At 62.6% G+C, this 22,475-nt stretch carries 24 protein-coding genes; 19 read left to right on the forward strand and 5 right to left on the reverse strand.

What is annotated here, in order from left to right:
* The first annotated feature begins 49 nt into the window (after positions 1 to 49).
* Positions 50 to 1,213 (forward strand): CDP-glycerol glycerophosphotransferase family protein, encoded by a 1,164-nt coding sequence (locus tag GM415_RS05375; protein WP_158946797.1) that lies wholly within the window; start codon positions 50 to 52, stop codon positions 1,211 to 1,213.
* A gap of 6 nt (positions 1,214 to 1,219) precedes the next feature.
* Here GM415_RS05375 and GM415_RS05380 read toward each other — a convergent pair whose 3' ends face one another.
* Positions 1,220 to 2,413 (reverse strand): hypothetical protein, encoded by a 1,194-nt coding sequence (locus GM415_RS05380; RefSeq protein ID WP_158946798.1) that lies wholly within the window; start codon positions 2,411 to 2,413, stop codon positions 1,220 to 1,222.
* Positions 2,414 to 2,515: 102 nt separating this feature from the next.
* Between GM415_RS05380 and GM415_RS05385 the strand changes: the two genes are divergently transcribed.
* The 5 genes from GM415_RS05385 to GM415_RS05405 all read left to right on the forward strand — a co-directional run bounded on the left by GM415_RS05385 (position 2,516) and on the right by GM415_RS05405 (position 7,627).
* Positions 2,516 to 2,905: an LNS2 domain-containing protein gene (locus tag GM415_RS05385; protein ID WP_158946799.1), complete on the forward strand. Its 390-nt coding sequence runs from the start codon at positions 2,516 to 2,518 to the stop codon at positions 2,903 to 2,905.
* Positions 2,902 to 3,651 (forward strand): glycosyltransferase family 2 protein, encoded by a 750-nt coding sequence (locus GM415_RS05390; protein WP_158946800.1) that lies wholly within the window; start codon positions 2,902 to 2,904, stop codon positions 3,649 to 3,651. The genes GM415_RS05385 and GM415_RS05390 overlap by 4 nt, the downstream gene beginning before the upstream one ends.
* Positions 3,648 to 5,303, forward strand: a complete 1,656-nt coding sequence (locus GM415_RS05395; protein ID WP_158946801.1) for a protein kinase family protein — start codon at positions 3,648 to 3,650, stop codon at positions 5,301 to 5,303. The genes GM415_RS05390 and GM415_RS05395 overlap by 4 nt, the downstream gene beginning before the upstream one ends.
* 9 nt (positions 5,304 to 5,312) lie before the next feature.
* On the forward strand, positions 5,313 to 6,137 hold the full coding sequence (locus GM415_RS05400) for a sulfotransferase family 2 domain-containing protein (protein WP_158946802.1): 825 nt from the start codon (positions 5,313 to 5,315) through the stop codon (positions 6,135 to 6,137).
* A 95-nt stretch (positions 6,138 to 6,232) separates the two neighbouring features.
* On the forward strand, positions 6,233 to 7,627 hold the full coding sequence (locus GM415_RS05405; RefSeq protein WP_158946803.1) for a class II fumarate hydratase: 1,395 nt from the start codon (positions 6,233 to 6,235) through the stop codon (positions 7,625 to 7,627).
* Positions 7,628 to 7,661: 34 nt separating this feature from the next.
* Here the strand turns inward: GM415_RS05405 and GM415_RS05410 are convergent, their stop codons facing one another.
* Positions 7,662 to 8,249 (reverse strand): LysE family translocator, encoded by a 588-nt coding sequence (locus tag GM415_RS05410; protein WP_158946804.1) that lies wholly within the window; start codon positions 8,247 to 8,249, stop codon positions 7,662 to 7,664.
* Between the two features lie 81 nt (positions 8,250 to 8,330).
* Between GM415_RS05410 and GM415_RS05415 the strand changes: the two genes are divergently transcribed.
* The gene (locus GM415_RS05415; RefSeq protein WP_158946805.1) at positions 8,331 to 9,695 is read left to right on the forward strand and encodes an aminotransferase-like domain-containing protein; all 1,365 of its coding nucleotides are present in this window, start codon (positions 8,331 to 8,333) and stop codon (positions 9,693 to 9,695) included.
* A gap of 607 nt (positions 9,696 to 10,302) precedes the next feature.
* Here GM415_RS05415 and GM415_RS05420 read toward each other — a convergent pair.
* Complete coding sequence (locus GM415_RS05420; protein ID WP_158946806.1) at positions 10,303 to 10,944, reverse strand: DUF2959 domain-containing protein; 642 nt, start codon at positions 10,942 to 10,944, stop codon at positions 10,303 to 10,305.
* Between the two features lie 64 nt (positions 10,945 to 11,008).
* Entirely contained in the window at positions 11,009 to 11,902 is an 894-nt protein-coding gene (locus GM415_RS05425) for a LysR family transcriptional regulator ArgP (protein WP_158946807.1), read from the reverse strand.
* A gap of 318 nt (positions 11,903 to 12,220) precedes the next feature.
* Here GM415_RS05425 and GM415_RS05430 point away from each other — a divergent pair, with 318 nt between their 5' ends.
* Positions 12,221 to 12,832, forward strand: coding sequence for a LysE/ArgO family amino acid transporter (locus tag GM415_RS05430; protein ID WP_158946808.1), 612 nt, complete (start codon positions 12,221 to 12,223; stop codon positions 12,830 to 12,832).
* Positions 12,833 to 12,936: 104 nt separating this feature from the next.
* Here the strand turns inward: GM415_RS05430 and GM415_RS05435 are convergent, their stop codons facing one another.
* Positions 12,937 to 13,227, reverse strand: a complete 291-nt coding sequence (locus GM415_RS05435) for a hypothetical protein (RefSeq protein ID WP_158946809.1) — start codon at positions 13,225 to 13,227, stop codon at positions 12,937 to 12,939.
* A 143-nt stretch (positions 13,228 to 13,370) separates the two neighbouring features.
* Between GM415_RS05435 and GM415_RS05440 the strand changes: the two genes are divergently transcribed.
* The 11 genes from GM415_RS05440 to GM415_RS05490 all read left to right on the forward strand — a co-directional run bounded on the left by GM415_RS05440 (position 13,371) and on the right by GM415_RS05490 (position 22,383).
* A complete protein-coding gene (locus GM415_RS05440; RefSeq protein ID WP_199244337.1) occupies positions 13,371 to 13,811 on the forward strand; it encodes a cereblon family protein in 441 nt (146 codons plus the stop codon).
* A 48-nt stretch (positions 13,812 to 13,859) separates the two neighbouring features.
* A complete protein-coding gene (locus tag GM415_RS05445) occupies positions 13,860 to 14,663 on the forward strand; it encodes an HD domain-containing protein (protein ID WP_158946810.1) in 804 nt (267 codons plus the stop codon).
* A gap of 32 nt (positions 14,664 to 14,695) precedes the next feature.
* Entirely contained in the window at positions 14,696 to 15,307 is a 612-nt protein-coding gene (locus GM415_RS05450) for a YigZ family protein (protein ID WP_158950786.1), read from the forward strand.
* Between the two features lie 83 nt (positions 15,308 to 15,390).
* On the forward strand, positions 15,391 to 15,840 hold the full coding sequence (locus GM415_RS05455) for a hypothetical protein (protein ID WP_158946811.1): 450 nt from the start codon (positions 15,391 to 15,393) through the stop codon (positions 15,838 to 15,840).
* 94 nt (positions 15,841 to 15,934) lie between these two features.
* The gene (locus GM415_RS05460) at positions 15,935 to 16,534 is read left to right on the forward strand and encodes a LemA family protein (RefSeq protein ID WP_158946812.1); all 600 of its coding nucleotides are present in this window, start codon (positions 15,935 to 15,937) and stop codon (positions 16,532 to 16,534) included.
* Positions 16,535 to 16,546: 12 nt separating this feature from the next.
* Positions 16,547 to 17,365: a TPM domain-containing protein gene (locus tag GM415_RS05465; RefSeq protein ID WP_158946813.1), complete on the forward strand. Its 819-nt coding sequence runs from the start codon at positions 16,547 to 16,549 to the stop codon at positions 17,363 to 17,365.
* A complete protein-coding gene (locus GM415_RS05470; RefSeq protein ID WP_158946814.1) occupies positions 17,365 to 18,126 on the forward strand; it encodes a TPM domain-containing protein in 762 nt (253 codons plus the stop codon). The genes GM415_RS05465 and GM415_RS05470 overlap by 1 nt, the downstream gene beginning before the upstream one ends.
* A gap of 18 nt (positions 18,127 to 18,144) precedes the next feature.
* A complete protein-coding gene (locus GM415_RS05475) occupies positions 18,145 to 18,789 on the forward strand; it encodes a TPM domain-containing protein (protein WP_158946815.1) in 645 nt (214 codons plus the stop codon).
* 92 nt (positions 18,790 to 18,881) lie between these two features.
* Entirely contained in the window at positions 18,882 to 20,123 is a 1,242-nt protein-coding gene (locus tag GM415_RS05480; RefSeq protein WP_158946816.1) for an HD domain-containing phosphohydrolase, read from the forward strand.
* Positions 20,124 to 20,125: 2 nt separating this feature from the next.
* Positions 20,126 to 21,034, forward strand: a complete 909-nt coding sequence (locus GM415_RS05485) for an HD domain-containing protein (RefSeq protein ID WP_158950788.1) — start codon at positions 20,126 to 20,128, stop codon at positions 21,032 to 21,034.
* A gap of 71 nt (positions 21,035 to 21,105) precedes the next feature.
* A complete protein-coding gene (locus tag GM415_RS05490) occupies positions 21,106 to 22,383 on the forward strand; it encodes an EAL and HDOD domain-containing protein (RefSeq protein ID WP_158946817.1) in 1,278 nt (425 codons plus the stop codon).
* Positions 22,384 to 22,475: the final 92 nt, after the last annotated feature.

Raw genomic sequence — 22,475 nt, forward strand, 5'->3', positions numbered from 1 at the left:
AAATGATTGCGGTCAAAATAAATCAGCAAAGGCCGAAGAGGAGAACACCATGAGCGTCACCGAGGAGCTCGTCGCCAAATTCGAGGCCATGGCCGAGGTCACGCCCAAGGACCCGAACCTGTACGTGTTCATGGGCGAGTCCAACGGCTCGTTTACGGGCAACACCAAGCATCTTTTTCTGTACTTCGCCCTGCACCGGCCGGACGTGCGCTCCTGTTACTTCACCTGCAACCGCGAGACCTGGCGGGAGCTGCGTCACCACAAGCTGCCCGTGGTCCTGTTCCCGGACCTGCAGGCCGCCGAGACCCTGGTGGAGGCCGGAACCGTGGTCGTGGACTCCTTTGACTACAAGTTCGGCATCTACCGTCCGCTGACCGAGGGCGCGCGTATCGTCCAGCTCTGGCACGGCGTGGGTTTCAAGAAGATCGGCCTGCTGGAGAAGGACACCGAGATCGCGGAGAAATACAACAAGCTGGATCTCGAGTACCTCTACTCCGGCTACGACGATGTGATCACCACCTCGCCGTTCTATGCCGATGAGGTCTTCGAGCCCTCGTTCAGGGCCGGGAATTTTCCCGTTCTGGGCTATCCGCGCAACGACGCGCTGCTGCAGAAGCCGACCAGGGAGACCATGCTCAACTGCGACATGGACGCCTTTTCCCGGGTGGGGGCCTGCCGCCGGGAGCGCAAGATCATTCTCTATGCGCCCACCTTCCGGGACCAGACCGGCACGCCTTTGGGCGGGCTGGACTTCAAGCGGCTGCACGACTTCCTGGACCGCGAAGGGCTGCACATGGTCATCAAGGCTCACCGGCTCTCCAACGTCCAGGCCGCCTCTTCCCTGCCATGTCTCTCCTTCTATGAAAACACCCGCGACGCGTACCCGTTCATGCCTTTGGTGGACGTCATGGTCACGGACTATTCCTCCATCTACATGGATTACCTGCTACTGGACCGGCCTGTGGTCTTCTACTGCCCGGACTATGAAGAATACGTCACGTACAACCGTGAGTTCCAGTTTCCGTATGACGAAATGACGCCCGGCCCCAAGTGCCGGGATCAGGACGCGTTCCACGCCGCGCTCAAGACCGCCGCCTACGGTGACGACGGGTTCGGCGAAGCGCGCCGCACCCTGTGCGCCAAGGCGTTTTTGGACCGGGACGGTGAGTCGTCCCGGCGCATCGCCGACTATCTGTGCGGTCCGCGCGGGTAGGGCGGATCAGATTCCCTCGTATTGCTGGCCGGGCTTGCGGATGATGGCGTAGTAGGGCTGTTCTCCTATGATGCCGGTGAGCTTCTGGAAGAAGCGCGCGGCCCCGGGGTGGGGCTCGCCGAGGCTGTCCCGGAACTCGGCGTGGAAGGCGTTGTCCGAAACCGTTTCGTACACGGCCCGCAGCCGCCTGTAGTCGGCGGTGTCGGCCAACTCGCCCTGGCGGAAGGCGTCCAGAAAGGCGTGGTTGCGTGCCCTGATGAAGTAGTTGTCCGGTCCGCGCGTGTTGTTGGGCAGTCCGTGGCCGGGCGAGGTTGCCGGGGCGAGAAGTTCCTCCAGAGGCACACCCGCCAGCCGCTCTCTGTCCGCTGCGCACGCGGTTTCCGAGCCCGCGCTCTGCGTCAGTCCGATGCGAAAGTAGCGGTCCAGAATGGCCCACCAGGTCATGAGCATCGAGGACGCGAACTTGTCCGACGTTACAAGTCTGACGATCTTGGCCGACACGGCCGAGGCCTCGGGCGACAGGCTTTCGTGACGGTAGACCGGGACGTCGGGCAGGTTGATCCGGACCGGGTCCACGGCTCGGCGGAAATAGGCCCGGAACACCGGGAAGTCCGCGCAGAAGGGCAGACCGAAGAGACGAATTTCCGGAATCCAGTGCTCCCGCCATCCGTTGTGCCGGAACCAGAGGTTGGCGTTCAGGTCCAGCAGCCGCGTCAGGTCGCGCCGGTGGCCGTAGAATTCAAAATCCGTGATGAAGAATGGAGAGAGGATGTGAGCCTCGTTCACCGCGATGCGGTGCTCGAACAGGGGCGGGAAGCCCGGATAGGACTCGGCGTCCGGTGTCAGGTCCGTGGAAAATATTGCCGTGTCCAGGTCCGTGGTGAGATTCTTGTCCGTGCGCGTCTTGAGCACGAAGGCGTCCTCGGGGCAGAGTTCCAGGCCGAGTCGGAGCTGCTTGGTCTGCCTGGCCAGGTTGCCCGAGCGGTCCATGCCCGGGTCGGCGGTCTCCACCGTGCCGATGCCCAGCGTTTCCAGAAGGTCTCTAAGCCCCTGATGTTGATCTATTTCTCCATACCATGTCGAGAGGACGACGCCGTTGATGGTTCCGGCCTTGCGCAACCGGTGGTGGTGGAGCACGGTCTCCTCCAGCCGCTCCCGGTTGCGGGCGGCGCCGCAGATGACAACCCAGTTTTCGCGCACGCGGATTCTCCTCGTTCAGGGGCACGGTATTTGCTTTCTTCAGGCGTGGCGTCAATTTGACCACACTCATTGGTGTTTTTCAAGACGGTTGCGAGCAACATAATGAAACGATTGGTTTTCGATATAGACGGCACCCTGACCATGCAGGACGGCGCTCCCTATCCAGAGGCCACGCCCCGCGCCGATGTCATCGAGCGGCTGCGGCGCTATCATGCCGATGGATTTGAAATCATTCTCTTTACCAGCCGGAACATGCGCACGCACCAGTGCAGCGTGGGACGGATAACAGCCAAGACCCTGCCCATCATCCTGGACTGGCTGGAACGCCACGACATCCCCTACGACGAGATCCACGTGGGCAAGCCGTGGTGCGGAACCGAGGGGTTCTACATTGATGACCGGGCCATCAGGCCGTCGGAATTTCTTACAAAAAGCCGTGCCGAGCTCGACGCGCTCCTGGACGCGGAGAAGACCGCGCAGGAGGGCTCGTGATCGTCATCCCCATGGCCGGACTTTCCTCCCGCTTCGCCAAGGCGGGCTACGTGCTCCCCAAGTACATGCTTGAGGCGCACGGCAAGTCGCTGTTCCGCCATGCCGTGGAGAGTTTCTCCCGTTATTTCGGGGATACGCCGTTTCTCTTCGTCCTGCGGGACGTGGTCGGAACGAGGGCGTTCGTGGAAGAGGAGTGCCGGGATATGGGCGTGGCCGACACGCGCGTCGTGGCCCTGGAGGATCTCACCCGGGGCCAGGCCGAGACGGTGCTCATGGGCATCGACCTGGCCGGGGTGGACGACGACGTCCCGTTAACCATTTTCAATATCGACAGCGTACGGCCAGGTTTTGTTCATCCCGAGTGGGCGGATCGTTGCGACGGCTATCTTGAGGTTTTTCGCGGCGAAGGGGCGCACTGGTCCTTTGTGGACCCCAGCCAGCGCAACGACGGGCGGGTCAGGCGGACCACCGAGAAGGTACGCATCTCCGACCTCTGCTCAAACGGGCTGTATCATTTCGCCAGGGCCGGGGACTTCCGCGAGGCCGTCGCCGTGCAGGCCGCCTTGTCCGGGGACCGGTTCCAGGGCGGAGAGCTTTATGTGGCCCCGCTTTACAACGAGCTGATCGCCCGCAAGCGGGACATCCGTTACCGCGTTGTTGACCGGGACGCCGTGCAGTTCAGCGGCACGCCCGAGGAATACGAGGCCTTTTGTCGCCGCCCCCTGAGCAAAGGAGCAGACGCATGATCCTGATCACGTCCGGGGCCTACGTGGGCCATGAAATAGCCGCCGAACTGGGACGTCTGCCCACCGCATTCCTGCCCGTGGGCAACCGGCGGCTCTTTGCCGTGCAGATCGAACTGCTCAAGGAATCCGGCGAGGAGATCGTCCTCTCCCTGCCCGAGGACTACGCGCTGCCCGAGCACGACCAGGCCTTTCTGGATCGCCTCGGGGTGCGCGTGCTCCGGGTGCAGCCCACCGTTTCCCTGGCCGAATCACTGCAATACTGTCTCTCCCAACTGCTGCCTCTGGACGGCCCGTTCCGTATCCTGCACGGCGACACCCTGATTCTGGACATCCCTTTTGGTGAGGATGATGTCTTTTCCAAAGGGATGACCGACGCCTACTACTCCTGGGCCGAGTTCCGGGAGGACGCCGGAGGCATCCGGTTCATCGAGGGACTGCCCAACGGCGGCTTCAACCGCGAGGTCCTGAGCGGCTATTTTTCCTTTTCCTCGCCCTATGCCCTGCTGCGCGCCCTGTCCGGCAGCCGGGGCAACTTCATCGACGCCCTGAATCGCTACGCCGCCAGCCACCGACTCCACCCCCTGGAAACCGGGAAGTGGTTCGACTTCGGGCACTTGCAGACCTATTACCGGTCCAAGGCCATGCTCACCACCGAGCGGGCCTTCAACAGCCTGATGATCACCTCGCGCACCGTGACCAAGAGCGGGCGCAACCCGGCCAAGATCGAGGCCGAGGCCGGGTGGTTCGGCGCGGTGCCGCCCGCCCTGCGTCTCTACCTGCCCGCCATGCTGGAAAGCGCCAAGGGGGAAGGTGCGTTCTACCAGTTGGAATACCTGTATCTTTCATCGTTGAGCGAACTCTTCGTTTTCGGCGACCTGCCCCCGTTCCTGTGGGAGAACATTTTCGCCTCCTGCGACGAGTTTTTGACCCAGGCCAGGGCGGCCAAACCAGGAGCAGGGGACGCCGCGGCCACGGACGGCCTGTATCTGGACAAGACCCTGGAGCGGCTGGAGCGCTTCTCCCGGGAGAACGGCGTGGACCTGGACCGCGAATGGCGGATCAACGGCAGGCCGGTACCCGGCCTCTCGCGCATGGCCGAACTGGCGGCCTCGGCCATCCCTCCAGTCACGGACAAGGACCTGGGCGTCATGCACGGGGACTTTCATTTCGCCAATATCCTCTACGACTTCCGCCACGGGATCATCAAGGCGCTCGACCCGCGCGGACTGACCGCCGACGGGCGCTTCTGCGTGCACGGCGATCTGCGCTACGATGTGGCCAAGCTGCACCACTCGGTGGTGGGGCGGTACGATTTCATCAAGGCGGACCGGTTCGCCTGCCGTGATCACGGCGGGCACGCCCTGAGTCTGACCCTGCCCGGCAGCGAGCGGCTGGACCGGGTGGAGGCTCTGTTCAAGGAGCGGACCTTTGGCGGCTATACCCTGGAGGGCGCATCCTCCCAGGCCGTGTGCGTGCTGCTCTTCCTGTCCATGCTCCCGCTGCACGCGGATAGGCCCGGCCACCAGTTGGCCCTGCTGGCCAATGGCCTCAGGCTGTTTGCGGATATGGACGCGCTGCATGTGGCCGCGCCGCCCAAGGGAGTTGCTCCCCTGGCCGTGGGCCGAGACCCGCTCTCCGGATTCGTCCGCTAGGAGGCTGGGATGAACCATCTGTTTTTCCTTCATATTCCCAAGACAGCCGGGACCACGCTCAACGCGGTGCTCAACGACAACTTCGCCTCCTCCGATATTTTCGACCTCTATACCGACGAGCAGCGAATTCGGCTGCGGGAGACCACTTACGAGGAACTGGCCCGCTACCGGTTGGTGCGAGGCCATGTGTTCGTCACGGATTTTGCGGATATCCTGGACGGCCCCATCCCCTTCGAGGTCTTCACCTTCCTCCGCGATCCGGTGGAAAGGGTGATCTCCGAATATCATTTCCTGAAGAGTTGGCCCAAGAGCCATGTCTACCGGTTCCTTAACGAAAACAACGTGTCGCTGAGTGAGTATGTGGCGGGCGAGAGCCCGGAGTTGCGTTGGCGCGGACGCAACGCCATGGTGAACTCTCTCTCCGGAGTGGGGCATCCGTCCATCGAAAAGGGACTGGAGGTGGCCTGGCATCACCTCAGGAACCGCTTCTGCTTTTTCGGCATCCTGGAGCGGTTCGACGAGTCCCTGCTGCAACTCAGCCGCATTCTCGGTCTGGAGCGGTGCTTCTACGAGCGGCAGAACGTGCGCAAGGGGCGGGCGCGTTATGCTGCCACGACCGAGGAAGTGGAGTTGATACGGGAACACAACCAGGCGGACATCGAGTTGTATGAGCGCGCCTGTGTGGAGTTCGATCGGCGCATCCGGCTCATGGGTGAGCCCTTTCAAGCCAATCTGCGCCTCTTCCGCAAGGTCAACGACCGCTTCCAGCGCGTCTCCCGGCTGATCATGGCGCGGGACAACCTGGACCGGGGTGAAATCCTCAACGCCAAGTAGATCGATTCGCATTTATTGCTGTCCCGTCCATTTGACATTGCCGACACGTTGGCCCACAGTTCTAGACTGGAAAACCATACTATGGAGTGGGACCTGTGAGCGAATTCAGGACGGAAACGGATTCCCTGGGGCCGGTGGAGGTGCCGGCGGACAAGCTTTGGGGAGCGCAGACCCAGCGGGCGCTACAGCTCTTTCCCATCGGCGTCGACCCTATGCCGCCGGAGATGATCGAAGCCTATGCGCTGCTCAAGATGGGGTGCGCCCTGGCCAATCACGGGGCAGGGCGGCTGAATACCGAGGCGCGGGATCTCATTGTCACCGCCTGCGGTGAAATCCTCTCGGGCGACCATGACGCCATGTTTCCCTTGCCGGTCTGGATTTCCGGGTCCGGCACCCAGTTCAACATGAACGTCAACGAGGTCGTGGCCAATCGCTGCTCCCAGCTTGCGGGCAGGCCGCTGGGCTCCAAGGAGCCGGTTCACCCCAATGATCACGTGAACCGTTCCCAGTCCACCAACGACAATTTTCCCACGGCCATGCATATGGCTGCGGCCCTTGCGATATCCCGCGCGCTCATCCCGGCGGTGCGCGCCATGGCCGGGTCCCTGTCCGACCATGCCGAAGCCTGGGACGACATCGTCAAGATAGGGCGTACCCACCTTCAGGACGCCACGCCGCTGACGCTGGGGCAGGAGTTTTCCGGCTATGCGGCCATGCTTGAGGACCATCTGGTCCGTCTGGAAACCGCCTTCGAAGGCGTGCTGGCCCTGCCCCTGGGCGGTACCGCCGTGGGCACAGGCATCAATACCCACCCCGGTTTTGCCGAGGACGCCGTGGCCCGCATCGCGGACCTGTCTGGCCTGGACTTCCGGCCGGTCGCCAACCGGTTCGCGGCCCAGGGAGGGCACGACGCCCTGGTGCATCTCTCGGGCTGTCTCAAGGGGCTGGCCGCCTCCCTTTACAAGATCGCCTGCGACATCCGCCTGCTGGCCTGCGGCCCTCGCGCAGGGCTGGCCGAGCTGGTCCTGCCCGCCAACGAGCCGGGCTCCTCGATCATGCCGGGCAAGGTCAACCCCACCCAGTGCGAGGCCCTGACCATGGTCGCGCTCCAGGCCATGGGCAACGACCTGGCCGCCACTCTGGGCGGCGCGGGCGGCATATTGGAGATGAACGTCTACAAGCCGCTCATGATCTTCAACGTCATGCAGTCCATCCGCAACCTGTCCGGGGCCATGGTCGCCTTCAAGGCCAACCTGCTGGACGGTCTCAAGCCCGACCGGGAGCGGATCGCAAATCTGCTTGGGCGGTCCCTTATGCTCGTCACCGCCCTGAGTCCTGCCATCGGCTATGAGAAGGCCGCCGAGATCGCCCTGCACGCCCATCGCACCGGCTCCACCCTCAAGGAGGCGGCCCTGGAGCTTGGGTACGTCACCGAAGAGGAGTTCGACCGCATCGTGGTCCCGGCGAGAATGGTCGGGCCGCAGGTCTAGCCGCATAGCTCCTTCTGTTGCCGGGGTTTGATGATCAGATGAGCATGGCGTAGGCCGTGGCCCCGACCATGACCGTGACCAGCACGATGTTGAAGCCCATCCTGACGGAACGAGAGCGGAGCAGCTGCATTATCCCCATGCCCATCAACCCCCACAGGGAGTGGAACGAGACCTGGAAAAACATGAAGGTCAGGACGAAGACCACCACCTGGGGCGGCAATGGCGCTTCCGGGTTGGCGAACTGACTGAATCCGACCACGGCCATGGTCCAGCTTTTCGGGTTGGTCGGATGGAGAAACAGGCCATCCCGGAACGAGAGAGGTTTTTCCATTCCCGGCGCGGCAAGCTGCATCCTGATGATCTTCCAGCCCAGATAGAGAATATAGGCCATTCCGCCGATCTTCATGAACCAGGCGGCCTGGGGATTGGCTGTGAACAATCCGCCCAGACCGAGGGCGACCATGGTGTTGAGAAGAACCGCGCCCGCAGTGGTGCCCGCCAGAAAAGACAGGGATGAACGAAATCCCGTTGTCTGGCCTATGGCCATCATGGAAAGATTGCCCATGCCGGGTGTGCCGGTCATGACAATGACGAAGAGGACAAAAGCTGCATACGTTTCCATACCGTTATTCTCCTTGGGGACGGTTGTTCATGCTGCCTTGTATGGTTGACATTGTATGGTGTCAATGAAAGCATTGTCCGCATGACAATGTACACACCGCACGTGGCAAGGGAGAACGGGCCCCTGTACAAGGCCCTGGCGGATTCCATCGAACGGGATATTCAGGCCGGAACGCTCACGCCCGGAGAACGGCTGCCGACCCATCGCGACATGGCCGACGCCTTGGGCGTGAACGTGTCCACGGTGACGCGCGGCTACCGCGAGGCCGAGAAGCGCGGCCTGCTGTCCGGTACCGTTGGCCGGGGGACCTTCGTGGCGTCGGACGCGGTCACGTCTTCGGCCATGGTTTCCTTCGAGCCCGGCGCGCCCGGCATGATCGAAATGGGGCTCATCGCGCCCCTGTCGTACCTGGACCCTGACGTGGCCGAGGGCTTCCGGCGTATTGCCCGGCGAAAGGATCCCACTACATTCCTGCGCTACACCGACCCTCGCGGCCTGCCGGACCACCGCCAGGCGGGTGCGCTCTGGGCGCGGCTCTACGGTCTGGAGTGCGGCCCCGAGGAGATCATTGTCTGCGCCGGAGCACAGCACGCCCTGACCTGCTGCCTGGCCGGGCTGCTCCGCCCCGGCGACCGGCTGGCCGTGGACTCCCTGACGTATCCCGGCCTCAAATCCCTTGCCTCCATGCTCGGCATCAGGCTGGCGCCCATCACCATGGACGGGCAGGGCATGATGCCCGAGGCCCTGGATGCCGCCTGCCGCCGCAACGACATCAAGGCCGTCTATCTCATGCCCGGCGTGCACAACCCCACCACCGCCACCATGAGCGAACCCCGGCGTGACGAGATCGCGCGGCTGGCCGAAGTTCACGACCTGATCATCATCGAGGACGACGCCTACGACCTGACCCACCCCGGTCGGACCACGCCCGTGTCCGACCGCGCCCGGCACCGCGCCGTGTTCGTGGCCGGGCTCTCCAAGTCCCTGGCCGCAGGACTGCGCGTGGCTTTTCTGGTCGCGCCGCCCGCCCTGCGCAAGCCCCTGGCCCAGGCCGTGCTCAACACCATCTGGATGGCCCCGCCACTCAACGTCGAGCTCGCCGCCATGTGGATCACCGACGGCACCGCCGAACAGATTCTTGAAGCCAAGCGCGCCGAAGCCGCCCGCCGCTACATGATCGCCTGTGACGTGCTCGACGGGCTGCGCTTCCGTGGCAAGCCCACCGGCTTCTTTTGCTGGCTGGAGCTGCCCGCGCCCTGGACCGGCGCAGCCTTCGAGGCCGCCGCCCGCGCCAGGGGCATCAATGTGTTTGGCGCGGAAAAGTTCGTGGTCGGCGACACTGCCGCGCCTGCCGCCGCGCGCCTCTCTCTTACCGGAGCCGAGGACATAGACGACTACCGCCAAGGACTCTGGGTGCTCTGGCATCTGCTGACCCGCAAAGACTGAGTTGGGGAAGGGGGGACCCTTTGGCGGGCAACCGGGGCTGCTCCGCAGGGCCTACCGGCGGTCCCTTCGGGGAGCCTGCCGGCGGTCTCCTTCGGAGAGACCAGGCCGCTGTCCTAGACCTGCCAAAGGCCGAGGGCCTTTGGAATCCCATTGCTCGCTTCGCTCGAATTCGTGAGGAAGCCGAGTTCGTGCCGCTTTTGCGGGGACGGACTGTTCGCTCGACACCGCCGTGCCGGGTGGCGGTTCGGGCCGGGAAAAGTGAGAGGTAAACCCGCCTTCGGACCGGCCCAGGACCGTCACTTTTTCCGGCCCGAACCGCTAGGGTTGTATTTGGGTATTGTCGAAAGCGGCTTGTTGCCGATTTGTTAAAAAAAATCGGGAGAGGAGAAGCTGATGTTGATTGTTGGAGAATAGGAGAGCCCTATTCGTTTTGGCCGTTAACACATAGCGGCACGCGAGAGCCTTTTTTTAAACTCCCTCCCCCCGCCGAAGGCGCGCCAAAAAGTTTAGGAGGGGAGATGGGGATGGGGGGTCTGGGGGGAAGGGGAAGAGGGGAAGCCTTTTCCAAAGGGTGCCCCTCTTCCCCTTCCCCCCAGCCGCCGGAGGCTTATTCCAACGTCTTGATAAAGGCGTCGGCTTCGGCGATGGATTTTTCCATTTCCTTGATCAGGGTGCCGACATTGGACTGGATGGTGGTGAGTTCGCCTTCGAGGGAGGCGATGGCCTTGGCGTTGAGGTTGTGCTTGAGGTAGAGCACTTGATCTTTGAAGGCGTGCAGCACGGGGTCCATCTTGGCGCTGGCCTTTTTCATGGCGCGAATGAGTTTGTTGTAGCGCGACTTGGTGGCAGAAAGTTTCTGCTGGCTGGCGCGGCGCAGCTTGGAGGAGGTGTACTGGGTGATCTCGTCGGCCCATTCCTCGAACAGGGCTTCAGCCACGTCCTCGACGGATTCGATGCGGTCGCGGACGTCTTCGGCCATGGCCTCGCTGGTCTCGTACTCGCTGTTGAGGATCTCGTATTTTTCTTCGAGCTCACCGCCGTCGAAGTTGACCACGGACTTGTAGCGTTCAAGGGCGTTGGCGAACTGTTCCTTGGCGTCCTGCTGGGATTCGCGGGCGTTCTCGACGCGGTCGGACAGGATTTCGCGCTTGTCGTACCCGACCTTTTCCATGGCCGAGTAGTAGGCTTTCTGGCAGCCGAGGGTGAAGATGAGGGAAAAGAGGGTGAGGGCGAGGACGATCCGTTTCATGTCAGGCTCCTTGAGGCGTATTCTTTTTCGGACAGATACAACAAAGCCGTGGCGCGGGCAACGGCTAGGCGGGCGGGGCGAGTTCGCGGCGCGCTCCGCTCACGAGGGCTTGGGTGAAGCGGGAGAGCTGTGCGGATTCGAGATTCCAGCAGTGCCAGTGTAGCCGCACCGTGTAGACGTGGCCGGGCAAAAGGTCGATGAGTTCGCCCCGATCAAGGTACTCTGCGGCCTGCTGGTCCGGGAGCATGCCGCAGACCCGGCCGGAGGCGATGGTCGGCGCGAACTTCTCTGAGGAGGGCAGGTAAAAGGCGTTGTATGCAGTCGGCGCGCTTCCAAGGGCTTCGGCGATGAGGTCGCCGTGCATCAGGTCTTTGCGGTTGAAAATGAGGATTGGCGCGGCTTCCATACCTTCCGGCGCCACGCCGCGGGGGTGCCATTTTGCCCTGTAGTCCGGTGTGCAATACAATCTGTAAGTCTGATCGCCCAGGTAGTCCACGCGACAGCCCTGGAAGGGCTCGCTCCGGTCGCTGATACAGCCGAGGACTTCGCCGTCTCGGAGGAGCTGGTGGGTCTGGGCCTGGTCGTCCACGGCCAGGTCGAGCAATACGGGGTTGGCATCGAGGTAGTCGTTCACCGCCGGGAAGAACCAGGTGGCCAGGGAGTCGGCATTAATGCCCACGGGCAGGGTTACGTACCCGCTGCCGTCCTGTTCCGTACCAAGGCCGAGGTCCGCCTCCAGCAGTCTCACCTTCCGGTAGTGCTTGAGCATCTCCCTGCCCGCCGGGGTGGGCGAGGGCGGGGAGGATCGGACGAGCAGCACGCACCCGGCCTGTTCCTCCAGCAGCTTGACCCGCTGCGACACGGCGGACTGGGTCAGATGCAACACCTTGGCAGCCTTCTCGAATCCGCCTTCCCGCACTACGGCCCCGAAGGCCTCCACCAACTTGTAATCGAGCATGCCCGATCATTAGCAAAATTAATCCAACATGAAAACAATGAGTTTTACATCTGGACGGTTCTCCGGCTACCCCTTACCTCACCAACGGAAAACAACCTTCAACGCGATTACCCTCCCCGCAAAGCGGCACCAAAAAGTTTAGGAAAAGGAGGGGATGGGGGTCCGGGGGAAGGGGAGAGGGACAACCTTTTTCACAAATCCGCAGGACTGCGGATTTGGGCGTTGCGGCGCAGCGCAACGGGTCGAAGACCCGAGCCCCAGGACGGGGCGAGTCCAAGGGTTTTTCCTCCCCTTCCCCTGGCCGCCGGAGACAACCATATGACACCATTTCTCCAAGGGTTCGGCATGGGCGGCGGGCTCATCGTGGCCATAGGGGCGCAGAACGCCTTTGTACTGACCCAGGGCGTGCGACGCAACCATCATCTCGCCGTGGCCGCGCTGTGCATCCTGTGCGACGGCGTGCTGATCTCGTTGGGCGTGACGGGCGTGGGCACCATGGTCGCGTCCAACCCGCTCCTGGGTAAGATGGCGGCCTGGGGCGGGGCTGCGTTCCTGACGTGGTACGGGCTGGGCTCGTTTCTATCGGCCTGGCGCGGCGGCGTGCTGGGCGAGGGCGAGGACGCGGGCAAGACCTTGCGTCATACCCTGGCGCTCACTTTGGCGGTGACACTGCTGAATCCGCATGTCTATCTGGATACGGTCGTTTTGATGGGGTCGGTCTCGGGCCGCTTCGGCGATCCGGGCCGCTACCTTTTCGGCCTGGGCGCTTTCTGCGCCTCCACCGCCTGGTTTGTCCTGCTCAGCCTTGGCGGCCAGGCCCTGGCTCCGGTGTTTCAACGTCGCTCCACCTGGCGCATCCTGGATGGCGTGGTCTGCCTGACCATGTGGACCATCGCCGCTACCCTTATTCACTCCGCCGTCAGCGCATAGCTGGCTATTTATTAGTGTTTCGTTAATGAATAGCTGGCTATCCTATGTATCTATCCAATTGAATTGAATTGATTATATCGATATCATCAAAGGATTAGGGGGAACTACTCATCGTCTGGGCAATCCTTCCTGCCGAGGCGGAACAGGGCTTGCCAATCCAGCGGGACGAGGGAGCGGCGGTTCTTCCACTGGAGGTAGTCCCAGCCCTCGGCGGGGATGGTGCGCACGGCCACCTTGTTGACGAACTGCTTGCCGTCGTCGCCGCAGCATTTGCAGGCCCAGCCGCAGATGTCGCAGGTGCAGCCGCCGGTCTTGATCATCTCCTTGGCAGTGCCGGAGTTGTCGCAGCAGCCGTCGCACAACCGCAGATAGCCGGGATCGGTGTTGTTGCCCATGCCGGAAGGTAGGCGTCGGCAAGGACTGTGGTCAAGACGGGAGTGGCTTTTCCTTCTCCATGACCGGGATGGCGAGCCCCTGCGATGTGGAAGCGTCTTCCTCTTTCGTACCGAATGGGGTATGCTGGAAAGAGGAGTGTCGCATGTTGTATCATCATTCATTCGGCGTTGTTTTTCCCCTGGTTTGCAAGGACGGGCCGGAAAGGGACGCGCCCGGACCGGAGGAGCCCGAGTTGACGCCGGAACCCCATGAAGGGTTTGGCGACAGGACGTTGGTCTGCAGGGCATGCCAATCAGTGATTACCCGTCGCGAGCTGGCGATGGAGGTGAGCGGCCAGCATCGTCACGTCTTTTTCAACCCCTATGGGGTGGTCTTCGAGCTCGGGTGTTTTGCCTCGGCCAAGAACGTGGAGCCCGTGGGACCGCCCACGGACGAGTTCACCTGGTTTCCGGGATTCGCCTGGCAGGTGGTGGCCTGCTCGGGGTGCCGCTCGCAATTGGGGTGGCGCTACGTCGGCCGGGAGGGCGGTTTTTACGGCCTGATCCTCAAGGCGCTCGTGGAGAAGGCCGGGCGCAAGGCTTGATTCCCGGCCTTTCCCTTCGGTGCGTCCTGGCGTATGTTGCCTCCCGTCATGACACAATCCCCTTTGCATCCATACGAACAGTGGTTTCACGGCCATGTGGACCGCTATCTGGCTTTGGCCGGAGAGGACGCCTTCATGGTCGAGCGCAAGGTGCGCCACACCCGGCGTGTCCTCGCCCATGCGCGGGCGATCCTCAAGGAAATCAAGCCGGGAGCGACATTTTCCCATGTGGTGGAAGTGGCCACCCTGCTGCATGACGTGGGCAGATTTCCGCAACTGGTGGACCAGGGGACCTATGACGACAGGGCCGGGTTCAATCATGCCGAGGCCGGGGCCGAAATTCTGGAGAGCCAGGGTGTGCTCGCTCCACTGGACGAGGTCGACCGGCGCAGGGTGCTGGACCTCGTGCGCTATCACAATCGGGCCGTGGTGCCCGAGGGATTGGACCCGGACACCCGCCTGGGGCTTCACGTGGTACGCAATGCGGACAAGCTGGACGCCATCCGCAACAATCTCAAGTACCTGAACCCGGCGGCACCCCACGGCAAGGCGCTCAAGGCCGGGGTTGTCTGGCATGATGCCGAGGTTTCGCCCGCGGTGCTGGAGAGGGCGCGGAACCGGCAACTCATCCCTTTTGCCGATATCCGCTGGTCCAACGACTTCATTCTGTTCCTGTGTTGCTGGCTCTACGATCTGCACTTCCGCTACAGCTTTCGCCACCTGTTGTCCTCGGGCCGCTTCGAGGAGCTGCTAGGAAGGCTGCCGGATCACGGCCCCCTGGCCGAGTTGGCCGACATGTTCCGGGAGGACCTGGAGCGGCTGGCCGAAGAAGGGGCTGACCCGCTTTCTTGACCTGCCGGAACGGGGCGGGCTACACCCGGCCCATGGCCATCCGTTATCCCATCCCCGCTGAAACCTACCGCACCGAGGACTCCATCAAGCGCAGCCGCTTCATCGTCACAGCGAGCCATGCGCCTGACAGCGAGAGCGCCAAGGCCTTCATCACGGAGATAAAGGCCGAATTTCCTGACGCCACCCACAACTGTTGGGCCTATGCCGCCGGTCCGCCGGGCGACACGGCGCAGGTGGGCATGAGCGACGACGGCGAGCCCCATGGTACGGCGGGAAAACCCATGCTCAACACCCTGCTGCACGGCGGCGTGGGCGAGATCGCCGTGGTGGTGACGCGCTACTTTGGCGGAACCAAGCTCGGCACGGGCGGACTGGTGCGGGCCTACACCTCCCTGGTCAATCTCGCCCTGGAGGGATTGCCGCAAAAGGAAAAGGTCGAGACCGTGCGTCTGCTCGCCACCGTGCCGTACCAGTCGGTGACCCTGTTCAAGCGGATGCTCCCGGAGTTCGAGGCCGAAGTGGCCGAGGAGCGGTTCACGGATGAGGCCGGGTTCGTTCTGGTCATGCCCGCAGAGCACGAGGCGGACTTCGCCGCCAGAGTGGCGGAGTTGACCGATGGGCGGGGCCGGATCAAAGCGGGATAATTACGGATTGATGGTTGCAATGGGTTGCGTAAATGGGCTAGCCTTGTGTTAATTCATATAACAGCAAACAGAACGCAAGGCCTATGTCCGCACACAAGCTCCGCGCCATCTACAAGCAACTCAATGACAAAATTGACGAAGCAACCGAAGCGGCCCTGTTTGAAATCAAGGAACTGAAAACCGACCTCAACGAACTGCAACGACATTTCTCCGGACGCAAGAAGGTAACGGACATCCAGCCGGACGACGTCCTTCGCTCCGCGTACGAGATTGCCCACCGCATGCGGGACATCCAGAAGCGCAAGGAAATCCTTGCGGAAATGGAGGATGTGGCCGCCGAGACCGAAGCTCTCGGCTACCTCGAATCGCGCGGCGCCAAGCTGCTCACGCGACCGGCGGGGTGGCATTTTCAGACCGCCAAGGAGCGTTTCCTGCTTCATGAGAGCGACCCGGTGGCCGCAGCGGCCGAGCTGCGCAAGCTCCTGGCCGCGGGCAAGCGGCTCAAGCGTCCCGCAAAACGGAAAAAGAAGTGATATTGACGGAAAGCGCGCTGGCCCGCCTTGACTTTTTCAGGGTGGGTCGCATCTTTCGGTAACGTCTCAACACCCAAACCCTATGGACCATCCGATGATCAAACGCATCACCCTGGCGCTCGTCGCCCTGTTCATGACCCTGTCCCTGACCGGCTGTGGCTACAACTCCATGCAGCAGCAGGAGGAGAATGTCTTCGCGGCCTGGGGCAACCTGGAAGCCGCGTTGCAGCGTCGCGCCGACCTGATCCCCAACCTGGTGGAAACGGTCAAGGCCGCCGCCTCCCATGAAAAGGACACCCTCCAGGCAGTGGTCGAGGCGCGGGCCAAGGCCACCCAGACCCGGATCACGCCGGACATGCTCGGCGACAAGGCCGCGCTGCAGCAGTTCCAGGCCGCGCAGGGCGGGCTCTCCTCGGCCCTGTCCCGGCTGATGGTCGTGGTGGAACGCTACCCCGAGATCAAGGCCAACCAGAACTTCCTGGGCCTCCAGCATCAGCTCGAGGGCACGGAGAACCGGATTAACGTGGCCCGTCAGCGCTACAACGACGCGGTCAAGGTCTTCAACAGCTCCATCCGCTCCTTCCCCAACTCCCTGACCAACTCGCTCATGCTCAAGCTGGACCGCAAGGAGTTCTATCAGGCCGATCCCGGGGCCAAGACCGCGCCCAAGGTCAACTTCGGCAACAACTCCTAACGGGAGCCTTTCGTGCGCAAAGTAATCCTTTTCGTCCCGGCGGCGCTGCTCGTGCTCGTGTTCGCCTCCGGCGCGAAAGCCCTCGACGTCCCCGAGTACAAGGGATACGTCAATGATCTGGCGGGCATGATCTCGCCCAAGGTCCGGCAGACCCTGGAGGCGCGGCTGGCCGATCTGGACCGGACCGATTCCACCCAGATCGCGGTGCTGACCGTTCCATCTCTTGAGGGAGAGGACATCAACGACTTCTCCATCCGCGTGACCGACGCCTGGAAGATCGGCCAGAAGAACGAGGACAACGGCGTGCTGCTGCTGGTCAGCAAGGCGGATCGAAAACTTCGTATCGAGGTGGGCTACGGCCTGGAGGGAGTGCTCACCGACGTGCTCTCCGGGCAGATCATCACCAACGTCATCGCTCCCCGCTTCAAGGCAGGGGATTATGACAGCGGCTTCCTCGACGGCGTGGGCGCCATTTCCGGCGCGGTGCGCGGCGAGTTCAAGGCCGCACCCGTCAAAACGTCGCGGCGCTCCGGGCGCGGCGCGTTGCCGCTGATCATCATTCCCATGATCCTCTTCGTGGCCCTGACCGAAATCTTCGGCAGGCGCAGGCGCGCCGCCCGCATGAGCGGATGGGACGGCCTGGACGGACAGCATGGCAGATCCTCCGCCATGGGGTCGGCGGCCTCGACGCTCTTCTGGCTCTCCCTGCTCGGCGGAGGCCACCGGGGCGGAGGCGGCGGCTTCGGCGGCGGTGGATTTGGCGACGGCGGTGGTTTCGGCGGATTTGGCGGTGGCGGTTTCGGCGGCGGCGGCGCCTCGGGCGACTGGTGATGCCGGGACGGGTCCTTCCTCTCCTGCTCGCGGTCCTGCTTGGCTGGACCGCCTGCGCCTGGGGGTTGGAGGTGCCTGCTTCGGACGGCTATGTCACCGATCTGGCCGGTATCATGTCCTCGTACACGGAACAGACCGTCGAGCAGAAGCTGGCCGACCTGGACCGGACCGATTCCACCCAGGTGGCGGTGCTGACCATTCCGTCCTTGGAAGGCGAAGACCTGGAAGGATTTTCCCTGAAGGTGGCCGAGGCCTGGGGCATCGGCCAAAAGGGAAAGGACAACGGTGCGCTGCTTTTGATCAGCAAGGCGGACCGGAAGATCCGTATCGAGGTCGGCTACGGCCTGGAGGACACGCTGACCGATATCAGAGCCGGGCGGATCATTGACCAGGAGATGTCCCCGCGCTTCAGGAAAGGCGACTTCGACGGGGGCGTCATGGCCGGAGTGGACGGCATCGTGGACACGGTGCTGGGGCGGTATGAGGCGACTCGTGCGCCGGAGGATAAAGGCGAAAGCTGGCTTTCCATAGTGCTCGGCATCCTGTTTTTCCCGGTGCTGATCCTCATGTCCTCCCCTCGGTTGGTGTACTATCTTATCGGGAAATTTATTTTCAAAGTCCCACCGGATTCCCTCCGGGGTAACCGCTACCCCGGGTCCGGCCCGACCGGTTCCGGTGGAATCGGCTTCGGGGGCGGAGGGTTCGGCGGCGGATTTGGCGGTGGCGGTTTCGGCGGAGGCGGGGCCTCCGGCGGCTGGTAACCATAGCAAGGCATCATAATGAAGACACTCGCACAGACATTTCTTTCCCAGGACGAGCAGGAAAAACTCGTCCAATGCGTCATGGACGTGGAAAAACGGACCTCGGGCGAAATCGTCCCGGTCATCGCGTCCTCCAGCTACGACTATCCCCGGGCCTCGCACCTGGGCGGGCTGCTGCTCGGCGTGCTCACCGCCGTGTGCGTGGCCATGCTCCTGGGGCGTGAGGACATGTGGGTTTTTCTCGCCCTGTTCCTGGCGGCCTATGTGCTCTTTTCCCAGCTGCTTAACGCCATCCCGGAGCTCAAGATGCCGTTCATCTCCAAGCGGGAGATGCGCGACGAGGTGGACGAGGCCGCGCTCACGGCGTTTTACGTCAACGGGCTGCACCGGACCCGCGACCGGACCGGGATCATCATCTACGTCTCGGTCTATGAACGCACCGTGCGCATTCTCGCGGACAAGGGGATCAACGACAAGGTCAATCCCACGGCCTGGGACGAGGTGGTGGCCGACATCACCAAGGGTATCAAGGAAGGCAGGCCGGGCGAGGCCCTGTGCCGGGGCGTGGTGCGTTGCGGCGACCTGATTACCCGCCACTTTCCGGTCAAGCACGACGACACGGACGAGCTGCCCAACCTGATCATCGGAGGGGAGGCCAAGTAGCTCCCGATGCGGGCGCGGCGTTCATCTTGCGGAAAGATTCTTGCAATTCCATCTGGTTTGGGCGATATGGGTCAAGATCAGAGGGAGATACCATGGATGATGCCCATTTACTCGGCCATGATGCCGCCGTCCTGACCATCCTCAGGACCACGGACGAGGTGAACCAGCTCAGGGACGTGGACACGATCCTTGACAAGATTCTCATGGAGTCCCGGAAGTTCGCCAATGCGGATGCCGGCTCCATTTTTCTCGTGGAAGGCGATAGCCTTATTTTCAGCTATGTTCAGAATGAGACTCTCTTTGCAGAGGGAAGCGCCAACGCAGCGCTTTACCAGAACTTTTCCATCCCCATCAGTGAAGATTCCATAGTCGGCTACGCGGCCAAGACGCGCAAGAGCCTGGTCATCGACGACGCCTACGAGCTGGACCCGACCCTGCCGTACTCCCTGAACAAGGCCTTTGACGAGAAGTCGGGATACCGGACCACCTCCATGCTGACGGTCCCGCTTATCGCCCAGGAAAGCCGGTTGGTGGGGGTCATGCAGCTGATCAACGCCAAGACCGAGTCCGGCCGAGTGGTGCCTTTCTCCTGTGAGGCCGCGACGTATATTCCCCTGTTCTGCAACAACGCCGCCGTGGCCATCGAGCGCGGGATCATGAACCGTGAATTGATCCTGCGCATGATGCAGATGGCCGAGCTGCGCGATCCCACGGAAACCGGCCCTCACGTCCAGCGTGTCGGCGCATTCAGCGCCGAGATCTACGGTGCCTGGGCCGCACGCCGGAAGATTCCGCCCAAGGAGATCAAGCGGGAGCAGGACAGCCTGCGCCTGGCGGCCATGCTCCACGACGTGGGCAAAGTCGGCATCCCGGACGCCATCCTCAAGAAACCGGCCAAGCTGACCACCGAGGAATTTGAGATCATCAAGCTGCATACCCTGTTCGGGGCTCGGCTCTTCCGAAACCAGACCAACGAACTGGACCGCATGTCCATGGAGATCGCTCTCCGCCATCATGAGCGCTGGGCCGAGCCCGGCTATCCGGGCATCGTTACGCCGGACATTTGGGCTCCGGAGCCGAAGCTGGGCGCAGGTGAGCCCATCAACGGCGAGGCCATTCCGCTGGCCGCCCGTATCTGTGCCGTGGCCGACGTCTTCGATGCGCTGTCTTCCCCGCGCGCGTACAAGGAGCCATACGACGACGCCAAGTGCCTCCGCATACTGGAGGAGGAGTCCGGCACGCACTTCGACCCCGAACTGGTCGAGATCTGTTTTGAGATTTTCGACGTCATCAAGGCCATCAGGGACAAATACCAGGAAAAGTGGACCGTGTGACCATGGCCACCGCTAAGACGCTTTACGACTTCATCGATCCGGCGGACGGGGAGGGCGTCCTTCGCGAGGTGGAATTTCTGCTGGCCCGGGCTTGGCCCGAAAGGGATTTCAGTGTGGTCAGGCAGGCATTTCGCGACGTGGAACGCCTTTTTGCCGGAGAGTATCCTGGTTACCGGGCGTGCAACACCGCGTATCACGACTTCGAACACACCTGCGCCGTTTTCCTGGCTGCTGTCCGGCTTGTGGACGGGGCTCTGGCCGAGGGGGAGACCTTTCCCCGCGCTGCCGCCGTCAAGTGCGTGCTGGCAGCCCTGTTCCACGATGTGGGGCTGATTCAGGCCGAGGGCGACGACTCTGGCACAGGTGCCGTGCACACTGTGGGGCACGAGGCGCGCTCAATCCGCTTCATGCGGGAGAATCTTGAGGGGAAGCTTGCCCCCGAAGACCTCGACGACGTGGCGGATTGCATCCGCTGCACCATCCTGAACATGCCGCCCGGGCTGATCGAGTTCCGGACGGACGACATGCGCAGGATGGGGGAATTCGTGGGCAGCGCGGACTTGCTGGCCCAGATGGCGGACCGCTACTATCTGGAAAAGCTGCCCCGCCTGTTCGAGGAGTTCCGGGAGGCGGGCATCCCGGGCTACGCCTCGGCCCACGATCTGCTGGTCAGGACGCGCGTCTTCTATCAGGAGGTGGCCAGGCCGCGCCTGGAGAGGGACCTGGGCCGCGCCCGTCGGTTCATGGCAGCCCATTTCCGCAGCCGCTGGCAAGCCGGCGAAGATCTCTACGCCCGAGCCATTCAGGACAATCTCAAGCGCCTGGACCGCATTCTGTCGGAATGCGGCGAGGACCTGGACTGCTTCAGGGAACAGCTCCGCCTGGACGGTGTTTCCCTGGACCTCCTTTAGGTTTCTTTTCCCGGTTTCGTCTTCCCGGAAAAACTCATTGTGTCCGGTCCCGTATCCGGTATGATGGGACCATGTCCGACCAGTCCAAGAAATCATACGAAAAGGTGTTCGTGGCCCGGCAGCCCGTGTTTCGCCCGGATGAGACCCTCTGGGGATACGAGCTGCTGTTTCGTTCCGGCAGGGAGAATATGGCCGTCGTGGTCGACGAGTCCGAGGCCACGTCCTCGGTCATCGCAGACGGTCTGATCATGGCCCTGGAGGGAGTGGACGAGAGCGCGCGCATTCTCATCAACTTTCCTGAGCAGATGTTGCTGGAGGACGTGGGGTTCGCCCTGCCCAGGGAAACCTGCGTCATCGAGATTCTGGAAAACGTGCGCCCCAGCAAGAAGACCCTGGCCGCCGTGCGGCGGCTGAAGGAGGCGGGCTACACCATCGCCGTGGACGACTATTTCGGTCAGCCACAGCTCAAGCCTTTCATCGACCTGGCGGACATCGTCAAGATCGATCTGCTGGAGCTTGGCTCCGACCCGGACAGAGTCGCAGAGGCCGTAGAGGCCGTACCGGTCTCCGGGGTCGAGCTTCTTGGCGAGAAGGTGGAGGACGAAGCCACCTTCCGTTTCCTCAAGGACTTGGGCTTCACCCTGTTTCAGGGATTTTTCTTCAGCAAGCCGGAAATCCTGCCCGGTCGCAAGCTCTCGGCCAATGAGACCACCAAGCTGCAGCTGCTTTCGGAGCTGTCTTCAGAGGGGCTGGAACCGGCTCGGCTGGCCGAAATCCTCCAGTCTGATCCGAGCCTGAGCTACCGTCTGTTCCGCTACATCAACTCCGTGGGGTTCGGGCTGCGCAGCAAGGTTACCTCGCTCAAGCGGGCCATCGACATGATGGGCATGCTCCAGGCCAAGCAGTGGCTGCGCACAGTGGTTCTGGCGGACATGAACACCACCCCCAAGGGCGGAGAGCTCGCCTTCATGGCCGTGCATCGCGCCCGGTTTCTGGAATCCTTCTGTTCCCTCTCTTCGGACAAGCCCTGCAACACGGACGTCCTGTTCATCGTCGGCCTGTTTTCTCTCCTCGACAGCATGCTTGGCATGAAGATGGTGGACATCCTGGAGACGCTCCCCCTTGACGACGAGGTGAAACGGGGACTGACCAGCGAGAGCGATGCTCATGATTATCTTCATCTGGCCGCCTGCTACGAGCGGGGGCAGTGGGAGGAGACCGTGCGGATCATTGAACGGCACGGACTGGACGTGGATCAGGTGGACGCCATTTACGCCCGGGCGCGCATCTGGGCACAGGAGATGATGGGGCACGCCTCGCCGCCCGAAGAGGCAGACGTTGTGGAATAGCCTCCGTTTACCGGGACGATCCAAAGTTTAGACTTTTTCATGAAAATGTGTTGGTCTTGCCTAGCGCGGGACCACCGGCCCCGCATAAGGAG

This window comes from Pseudodesulfovibrio cashew (assembly GCF_009762795.1).
GTDB classification, from domain to species: domain Bacteria; phylum Desulfobacterota; class Desulfovibrionia; order Desulfovibrionales; family Desulfovibrionaceae; genus Pseudodesulfovibrio; species Pseudodesulfovibrio cashew.

Bases quoted from the DNA above. Each gene is read 5' to 3' on its own strand.
- GM415_RS05375 (WP_158946797.1), top strand. From the start codon at position 50: ATGAGCGTCACCGAGGAGCTCGTCGCCAAATTCGAGGCCATGGCCGAG.
- GM415_RS05385 (WP_158946799.1), top strand. From the start codon at position 2,516: ATGAAACGATTGGTTTTCGATATAGACGGCACCCTGACCATGCAGGAC.
- GM415_RS05395 (WP_158946801.1), top strand. From the start codon at position 3,648: ATGATCCTGATCACGTCCGGGGCCTACGTGGGCCATGAAATAGCCGCC.
- GM415_RS05400 (WP_158946802.1), top strand. From the start codon at position 5,313: ATGAACCATCTGTTTTTCCTTCATATTCCCAAGACAGCCGGGACCACG.
- GM415_RS05410 (WP_158946804.1), bottom strand. From the start codon at position 8,249: ATGGAAACGTATGCAGCTTTTGTCCTCTTCGTCATTGTCATGACCGGC.
- GM415_RS05415 (WP_158946805.1), top strand. From the start codon at position 8,331: ATGACAATGTACACACCGCACGTGGCAAGGGAGAACGGGCCCCTGTAC.
- GM415_RS05420 (WP_158946806.1), bottom strand. From the start codon at position 10,944: ATGAAACGGATCGTCCTCGCCCTCACCCTCTTTTCCCTCATCTTCACC.
- GM415_RS05425 (WP_158946807.1), bottom strand. From the start codon at position 11,902: ATGCTCGATTACAAGTTGGTGGAGGCCTTCGGGGCCGTAGTGCGGGAA.
- GM415_RS05430 (WP_158946808.1), top strand. From the start codon at position 12,221: ATGACACCATTTCTCCAAGGGTTCGGCATGGGCGGCGGGCTCATCGTG.
- GM415_RS05435 (WP_158946809.1), bottom strand. From the start codon at position 13,227: ATGGGCAACAACACCGATCCCGGCTATCTGCGGTTGTGCGACGGCTGC.
- GM415_RS05440 (WP_199244337.1), top strand. From the start codon at position 13,371: ATGTTGTATCATCATTCATTCGGCGTTGTTTTTCCCCTGGTTTGCAAG.
- GM415_RS05445 (WP_158946810.1), top strand. From the start codon at position 13,860: ATGACACAATCCCCTTTGCATCCATACGAACAGTGGTTTCACGGCCAT.
- GM415_RS05450 (WP_158950786.1), top strand. From the start codon at position 14,696: ATGGCCATCCGTTATCCCATCCCCGCTGAAACCTACCGCACCGAGGAC.
- GM415_RS05455 (WP_158946811.1), top strand. From the start codon at position 15,391: ATGTCCGCACACAAGCTCCGCGCCATCTACAAGCAACTCAATGACAAA.
- GM415_RS05460 (WP_158946812.1), top strand. From the start codon at position 15,935: ATGATCAAACGCATCACCCTGGCGCTCGTCGCCCTGTTCATGACCCTG.
- GM415_RS05470 (WP_158946814.1), top strand. From the start codon at position 17,365: ATGCCGGGACGGGTCCTTCCTCTCCTGCTCGCGGTCCTGCTTGGCTGG.
- GM415_RS05475 (WP_158946815.1), top strand. From the start codon at position 18,145: ATGAAGACACTCGCACAGACATTTCTTTCCCAGGACGAGCAGGAAAAA.
- GM415_RS05480 (WP_158946816.1), top strand. From the start codon at position 18,882: ATGGATGATGCCCATTTACTCGGCCATGATGCCGCCGTCCTGACCATC.
- GM415_RS05485 (WP_158950788.1), top strand. From the start codon at position 20,126: ATGGCCACCGCTAAGACGCTTTACGACTTCATCGATCCGGCGGACGGG.
- GM415_RS05490 (WP_158946817.1), top strand. From the start codon at position 21,106: ATGTCCGACCAGTCCAAGAAATCATACGAAAAGGTGTTCGTGGCCCGG.